Raw genomic sequence first — 5,578 nt, 5'->3', positions numbered from 1 at the left:
GGGGTTAGGGGATCGGGGCGAGGGATCGTCTAGTGTACTGTACAAGTTTTATCTTTGAATGGAATTTGGTATCGTTGTTTCTGTTATACTTACTTGCCTAGAGAAATTTGTCTGGCGTTATAAATCGTGTAAATATTCTGTAATAATCAAAAGAAGCAGAAAAACATTAGCTTTAATGGTTAGAACTGCGACCCTGAGATCAAAAGGGGGGTCGTGCTTGCTCTCAATGAAGGGTTTTAAGGGGTTTGATTTTACTACATCAGTCTGTAATGTTGAATTTGGTAAGGATCGTCAGAGGATTGTCTGGTTTTGAGAACCATTCGTCCATCAAATCTATCCTTAGCCAGGATGATTGCTGGTGTAAGCAAGTTTGTTTTAAAGTCTATGTCTGGAGGTATCTCTCATGTCCGTTCGTCTTTATGTCGGCAATTTGCCCAAAGATCAAGTGAACCGCGATGAACTGCACGCTATTTTTGCAGACGCGAATAAATCTATTTCCACAAAGGTGATTAAGGATCGCAAAACTGGTAAGTGTCGGGGCTTTGGCTTTGTCACTGTTCCCACTGATGAGCTAGCTGATGAAATCATTGAGAAGTTCAATGGTCATATTTTCCAAGACGCTGCTCTGAAAATTGAAAAAGCGCAGCCTAAGTCTAAGGGTGAGGATGACGAATCTCGTCCAGAGAGCAGTAGTGGCAGCACTACCAGCGCTACTGCTACTCCTACTGCTGCTCCGCGTCGGGGTGGTGGCAAAAAGCCCAAACAACGTGGCGGCTCCTCTGGCAGCACAACAAGTACACCTGACTCTGGTGCTATTCAACCCGATCCCCGCTGGGCAAATCAGTTGGCAATCCTCAAAGAGCGTTTATCCGCTCAAGCGAGTAATCCCTAATTTTTTTCCAGTAGTCAGTCGTCGTTAGTTTTTTGACTATTGACTACTGACTACTATCTATTGAGTACTAATTAAAGGATTTTAATAGTGAGTGCAGAAATTGATCCAGTTAAGTTAATGAAACAGGAAGTGGGCAAGGCCGCCGCTGCTCTTGTGGAATCTGGTACGATCGTGGGGTTGGGTACGGGTTCAACCACAGCCTACGCCATTCAGTATATAGGCGATCGCCTAAAATCGGGTGAAATTAAAGATATTGTGGGTATCCCTACCTCTTTTCAAGCCGAAGTTTTAGCGAAAGAGTATGGTATTCCCTTAACTACTCTAGATGCGGTAGACCATATTGATATCGCTATTGATGGTGCTGATGAAGTCGATCCTAACAAAAATTTAATTAAAGGCGGCGGTGCGGCTCATACTCGTGAGAAAGTAGTTGATGCTCTCGCCAATAAATTTGTGGTTGTGGTGGATAGTGGTAAATTAGTCGAGCGTTTGGGATCGACTTTTAAGTTGCCTGTGGAAGTGATTCCGATGGCGATTACACCTGTGATGCGTGCGATCGCAAAATTGGGCGGTAAGCCGGAACTCCGTATGGGGATTAGGAAGGCTGGTCCTGTAATTACCGACCAAGGTAATATGGTAGTTGATGTCACTTTTGACTCAATTGATAACCCCGCTGAGTTAGAAAAGACGCTCAATAATATTCCTGGTGTCCTGGAAAATGGTTTATTTGTTGGCGTGACAGATGTGGTTTTAGTTGGTGAAGTTAAAGATGGGAAACCTTTAGTCTACGAGATGTAGATTAGTTTACCCCCCTAACCCCCCTTACCAAGGGGGGCTGTTTCATTTTACAATTAGCTGTTAGCTATTAGCTTGTCTTAAAATAGTTGAAGAGTCGCGATTGGGAAAATCATGCAATACCGACGATTTGGACGAACAGAATTACAAATGCCGATATTCTCCTGTGGCGGGATGAGATATCAGTTTAAATGGCAGGATATTCCAGAGTCAGATATCCCCCAAGAGAATCAACAAAATCTGGAAGCGACGATTCGCCGCTCTCTTGAAGTCGGAATTAATCATATTGAAACGGCAAGAGGGTACGGCACATCTGAGATGCAATTGGGACGAATTTTACCCACTTTGCCTCGCGAAAAACTAATTGTTCAGACTAAAATTGATCCTAAATCTGACTCCAAAGAGTTTTTGCGTCAGTGGGAGAAATCTATAGGTTTTCTGAAGCTAGACTATGTTGACTTACTGGGAATACATGGTATTAATACGCCAGAGCTTTTACATGATACCATCCGTCCCGGTGGGTGTCTTGATGTGGCACGGAAACTGCAAGAGGAGGGAAAGGTAAGATTTATTGGTTTTTCTACCCATGCACCAACTGACTTAATTGTCAAGACAATTGAAACTAATCAATTTGACTATATTAACCTCCACTGGTATTACATTAATCAATGGAATTGGGCGGGAATTGAAGCGGCAAATCGCCACGATATGGGCGTGTTTATTATTAGTCCATCTAATAAGGGCGGAATGCTTTATCAACCGCCAAAACGTTTGGTAGAAATTTGCGATCCTTTAAGCCCAATGGTGTTTAACGATTTGTTTTGTTTAAGTCATCCTCAAGTTCATACTTTGAGTATAGGAGCATCAAAACCTGCGGATTTTGACGAACATTTAAAGACGGTGACATTATTGGAGCAAGCTTCGGAGATTTTACCGCCAATTTTAGCAAGATTAGAAGAAACTGCGATGGCTGCGCCCGCCGGAGGCATCGCGCATTTGGGAGAAGACTGGGTAAAAACTTGGCAAGTTGGCTTACCAACTCATGAGGAAACTCCAGGAAATATAAATATGCCAGTGATTCTGTGGCTGAGGAATTTAGCGATCGCCTACGATATGCTCGATTATGGCAAAATACGCTATAATCTCTTAGGAAATGCCGATCACTGGTTTCCTGGTAATAAAGCGGATAAGGTGCGAGAATTCGATTTGCGGGAATGTTTGCGCAATAGTCCCCATGCTGATAAAATTCCTGCTTATTTGGAAGAGGCTCATCGGCTATTAGGGGGCGAAGAAGTTAAACGCTTATCGCAACAGTGAGGTATAAAGAAACCGGGTTTCTTGAAGAAACCCGGTTTCTGAGGTTTAGGGTTTCTGAGGTTTAGGGTTTCTGAGGTTTATGAAGCAAACCTCAGCTTAAATCAATTTCATCAGGGTTAATTCCCTGAGAAAGTAAGTAGGCTACCAGTTTATCAGATCGCTGACGTTCTTTTTCTAAGAGTTCGACACCCCACAGAAGTAGATTTTCCTCCTCATTCCACCAGCGCAACCAATAACCTGTGCGCCCTTCTTTTTCTCCTCGCCATGTGCCTAAAAATAACCCCATTTCAGCAAACCAATGCCGCCCTTCGGAGTCTGGTAATTCCAATTCATAACGCCCTTCGCGCCACCGATAGACTTCTAACAATCCGGAAGCTGGCTCGAAGATAATATATGTTGGTACTTTGAGAATTTGCTCATAAAAAAACCATTTACCGACAGGAGATGTGCGTTTGAATGAATATTCTCCACCATCGGTATCTGATAGAAATTCCATCACGATGCTGGGAGTATCACCTTCTAGATTTGGTGTATAGCTTTTACGTTCACCTGGTACAATTAGAGGTTCAACGCTCGCTACATACAACCAATCCGGTGCTTTAATTACCAATTCTTGGTTTACGGTGGCGCAAATTCCTAAGTTGGAAGCCATGAGCATTTCTGGTTTAATGAAGCCTATCATTTCTAAGGCTTCGCGCAAGGCTCCGGCAATTAAAGGTTGACCAGTGTTTTCCACAGGCTCTTCTTCTAGTTTATAGTCTATTGGGAGTTTTTCCCAAGTCACAGTCAATCTTGCCGTTGGTTTGATTAATTTTTCCTGGCTAATTACCATAACTTTTCCCCATGGGAACTTATTGGTTTAATTTTAACATGTTTTAGGGAAGTTGAAATTTACAGCAGATTCCAAGTTTATTAAGGAAACTCCAGTTTGTAGTAGGCACTTCAGTAGCGACTTTCCAGCCATCGAACCAGATCTATCGATAACTAAGCTAAGATTGAGGGGACGACGGGTTATTTGGTTGTCTGTCTCATTGTCAGCTCCGAAATTAATAATTAAGTCTATAGTTGACGGATGAGCGGCTGCAATTAGTGAGTGACTCAGAGAGTAAGTTGCTTTCATTTATCGCTCCTCTTGTGGTTGGTAGAGTCGGTGCGTCTGAGTTAAAATGCTATTTAGGGATTTCTGGCTTCCTCTTGTGTGCTAATTTACTCGATATTTCCCCAAAAGCGCCGCAAATGTAACGAAGTTGTAGCAATTATGCGTATTACGAATCTCTAACTAACACGGGCATTTTACTCGATCTTTGACAGGACTTACGCGACTCCTCTATTTGTAGGGTGTGTTAGCGTAGCGTAACGCACCATTCCCACCATTAGTAATGTTACTGCATAAGTCCTGTTTGACCAGAAGTGCTGTAAATGTAATGAAGTTGTATCGATTATAGTTATAATACTGATATTATTCATATTTCGGTTAAGAAACAGAAGTTCTCCTAGTAAACAAAATCTGGCAAACTAAAAGATTAACCCTCAATACTACCAGTATGACCACAGCAGTTAACGATCTTGACACCCAATTAGCCGCACTCCAACAAGAAGCAACAGATGCGATCGCAAATTCCCAAACTCTGGAAGAATTAGAACAGCTACGTGTCAACTACCTTGGCAAAAAGGGGCAACTCTCTCTTGTCTTGCGAGGTATGGGTAAATTAGACGCAGAAAATCGTCCTCGTGTCGGCGCTTTGGCTAATGAAGTTAAAGAAGCACTCCAAAATAACTTAGACAGCAAGCGGCAACACTTTCAAGCTGCCCAAATCCAGGCTAAATTAGCAGCCGAGACACTTGATGTCTCTATGCCGGGAGTATATCGTCCCCAAGGGAAACTCCACCCAATTAATAGTACCATCGATCGGGTTTTAGATATTTTCGTCGGTTTGGGCTATACTGTTGCTACAGGTCCGGAAATGGAGACGGATTATTACAATTTTGAAGCATTAAATACGCCACCAGATCATCCAGCCAGGGATATGCAGGATACTTTTTACCTCCCTGATGGCAATTTACTTCGCACTCATACTTCTTCGGTGCAAATTCGCTACATGGAAGATAATGAGCCACCCATCCGTATTATCGCACCCGGTCGCGTTTATCGTCGGGATACAGTGGATGCAACTCATGCCGCTGTCTTCCATCAAATTGAAATATTAGCTGTGGATGAAGGGATAACTTTTACCGATCTCAAAGGTATACTTAAGGTATTCTTTCAAGAAATGTTTGGAGAGGAAGTGCCTGTACGTCTTCGTGCCAGTTATTTCCCTTTTACTGAGCCATCAGCAGAAATAGATGTTCAGTGGAAAGGAAAATGGTTGGAAATGGGGGGATGTGGTATGGTCGATCCTAATGTTCTCAAAGCAGTGGGTTACGATCCAGAAGTTTATACTGGTTTTGCTGCTGGTTTTGGTGCAGAGCGTTTTGCCATGGTTTTTCACCAAATTGATGATATTCGCCGACTTTATAATAGCGATTTGCGCTTTTTACGGCAGTTTTAGAAGAGGGGAGTGGGGAGTAGGGAGT

Annotated in this window: 6 protein-coding genes; 4 read left to right on the top strand and 2 right to left on the bottom strand. The window is 42.8% G+C overall.

The features are described from left to right. Nucleotides 1-403 precede the first annotated feature (403 nt). The 3 genes from NJ959_RS24940 to NJ959_RS24930 all read left to right on the top strand — a co-directional run bounded on the left by NJ959_RS24940 (nt 404) and on the right by NJ959_RS24930 (nt 3,004). Nucleotides 404-892 (top strand): RNA recognition motif domain-containing protein, encoded by a 489-nt coding sequence (locus NJ959_RS24940; RefSeq protein ID WP_254014455.1) that lies wholly within the window; start codon nt 404-406, stop codon nt 890-892. A gap of 87 nt (nt 893-979) precedes the next feature. Next, nucleotides 980-1,690: a ribose-5-phosphate isomerase RpiA gene (gene rpiA, locus NJ959_RS24935; protein WP_254014454.1), complete on the top strand. Its 711-nt coding sequence runs from the start codon at nt 980-982 to the stop codon at nt 1,688-1,690. 111 nt (nt 1,691-1,801) lie between these two features. Further along, complete coding sequence (locus tag NJ959_RS24930; protein WP_254014453.1) at nt 1,802-3,004, top strand: aldo/keto reductase; 1,203 nt, start codon at nt 1,802-1,804, stop codon at nt 3,002-3,004. Between the two features lie 91 nt (nt 3,005-3,095). Here NJ959_RS24930 and NJ959_RS24925 read toward each other — a convergent pair whose 3' ends face one another. Both NJ959_RS24925 and NJ959_RS24920 read right to left on the bottom strand, forming a co-directional pair. Then, nucleotides 3,096-3,836 (bottom strand): Uma2 family endonuclease, encoded by a 741-nt coding sequence (locus tag NJ959_RS24925; RefSeq protein WP_254014452.1) that lies wholly within the window; start codon nt 3,834-3,836, stop codon nt 3,096-3,098. Nucleotides 3,837-3,869: 33 nt separating this feature from the next. Further along, a complete protein-coding gene (locus NJ959_RS24920; protein ID WP_254014451.1) occupies nt 3,870-4,124 on the bottom strand; it encodes a hypothetical protein in 255 nt (84 codons plus the stop codon). Between the two features lie 424 nt (nt 4,125-4,548). Between NJ959_RS24920 and pheS the strand changes: the two genes are divergently transcribed. Beyond that, the gene (gene pheS / locus NJ959_RS24915; RefSeq protein WP_254014450.1) at nt 4,549-5,553 is read left to right on the top strand and encodes a phenylalanine--tRNA ligase subunit alpha; all 1,005 of its coding nucleotides are present in this window, start codon (nt 4,549-4,551) and stop codon (nt 5,551-5,553) included. Nucleotides 5,554-5,578 lie beyond the last annotated feature (25 nt).

Origin of the sequence: Limnofasciculus baicalensis BBK-W-15 (genome assembly GCF_024178385.1) — a bacterium.
GTDB lineage: Bacteria > Cyanobacteriota > Cyanobacteriia > Cyanobacteriales > Coleofasciculaceae > Limnofasciculus > Limnofasciculus baicalensis.
Note: the sequence above shows the minus strand (reverse complement) of the source record. Positions and strands in the feature narration are given on the sequence as shown.

Bases quoted from the DNA above. Each gene is read 5' to 3' on its own strand.
- NJ959_RS24940 (WP_254014455.1), top strand. From the start codon at position 404: ATGTCCGTTCGTCTTTATGTCGGCAATTTGCCCAAAGATCAAGTGAAC.
- NJ959_RS24930 (WP_254014453.1), top strand. From the start codon at position 1,802: ATGCAATACCGACGATTTGGACGAACAGAATTACAAATGCCGATATTC.
- NJ959_RS24925 (WP_254014452.1), bottom strand. From the start codon at position 3,836: ATGGTAATTAGCCAGGAAAAATTAATCAAACCAACGGCAAGATTGACT.
- NJ959_RS24920 (WP_254014451.1), bottom strand. From the start codon at position 4,124: ATGAAAGCAACTTACTCTCTGAGTCACTCACTAATTGCAGCCGCTCAT.
- pheS (WP_254014450.1), top strand. From the start codon at position 4,549: ATGACCACAGCAGTTAACGATCTTGACACCCAATTAGCCGCACTCCAA.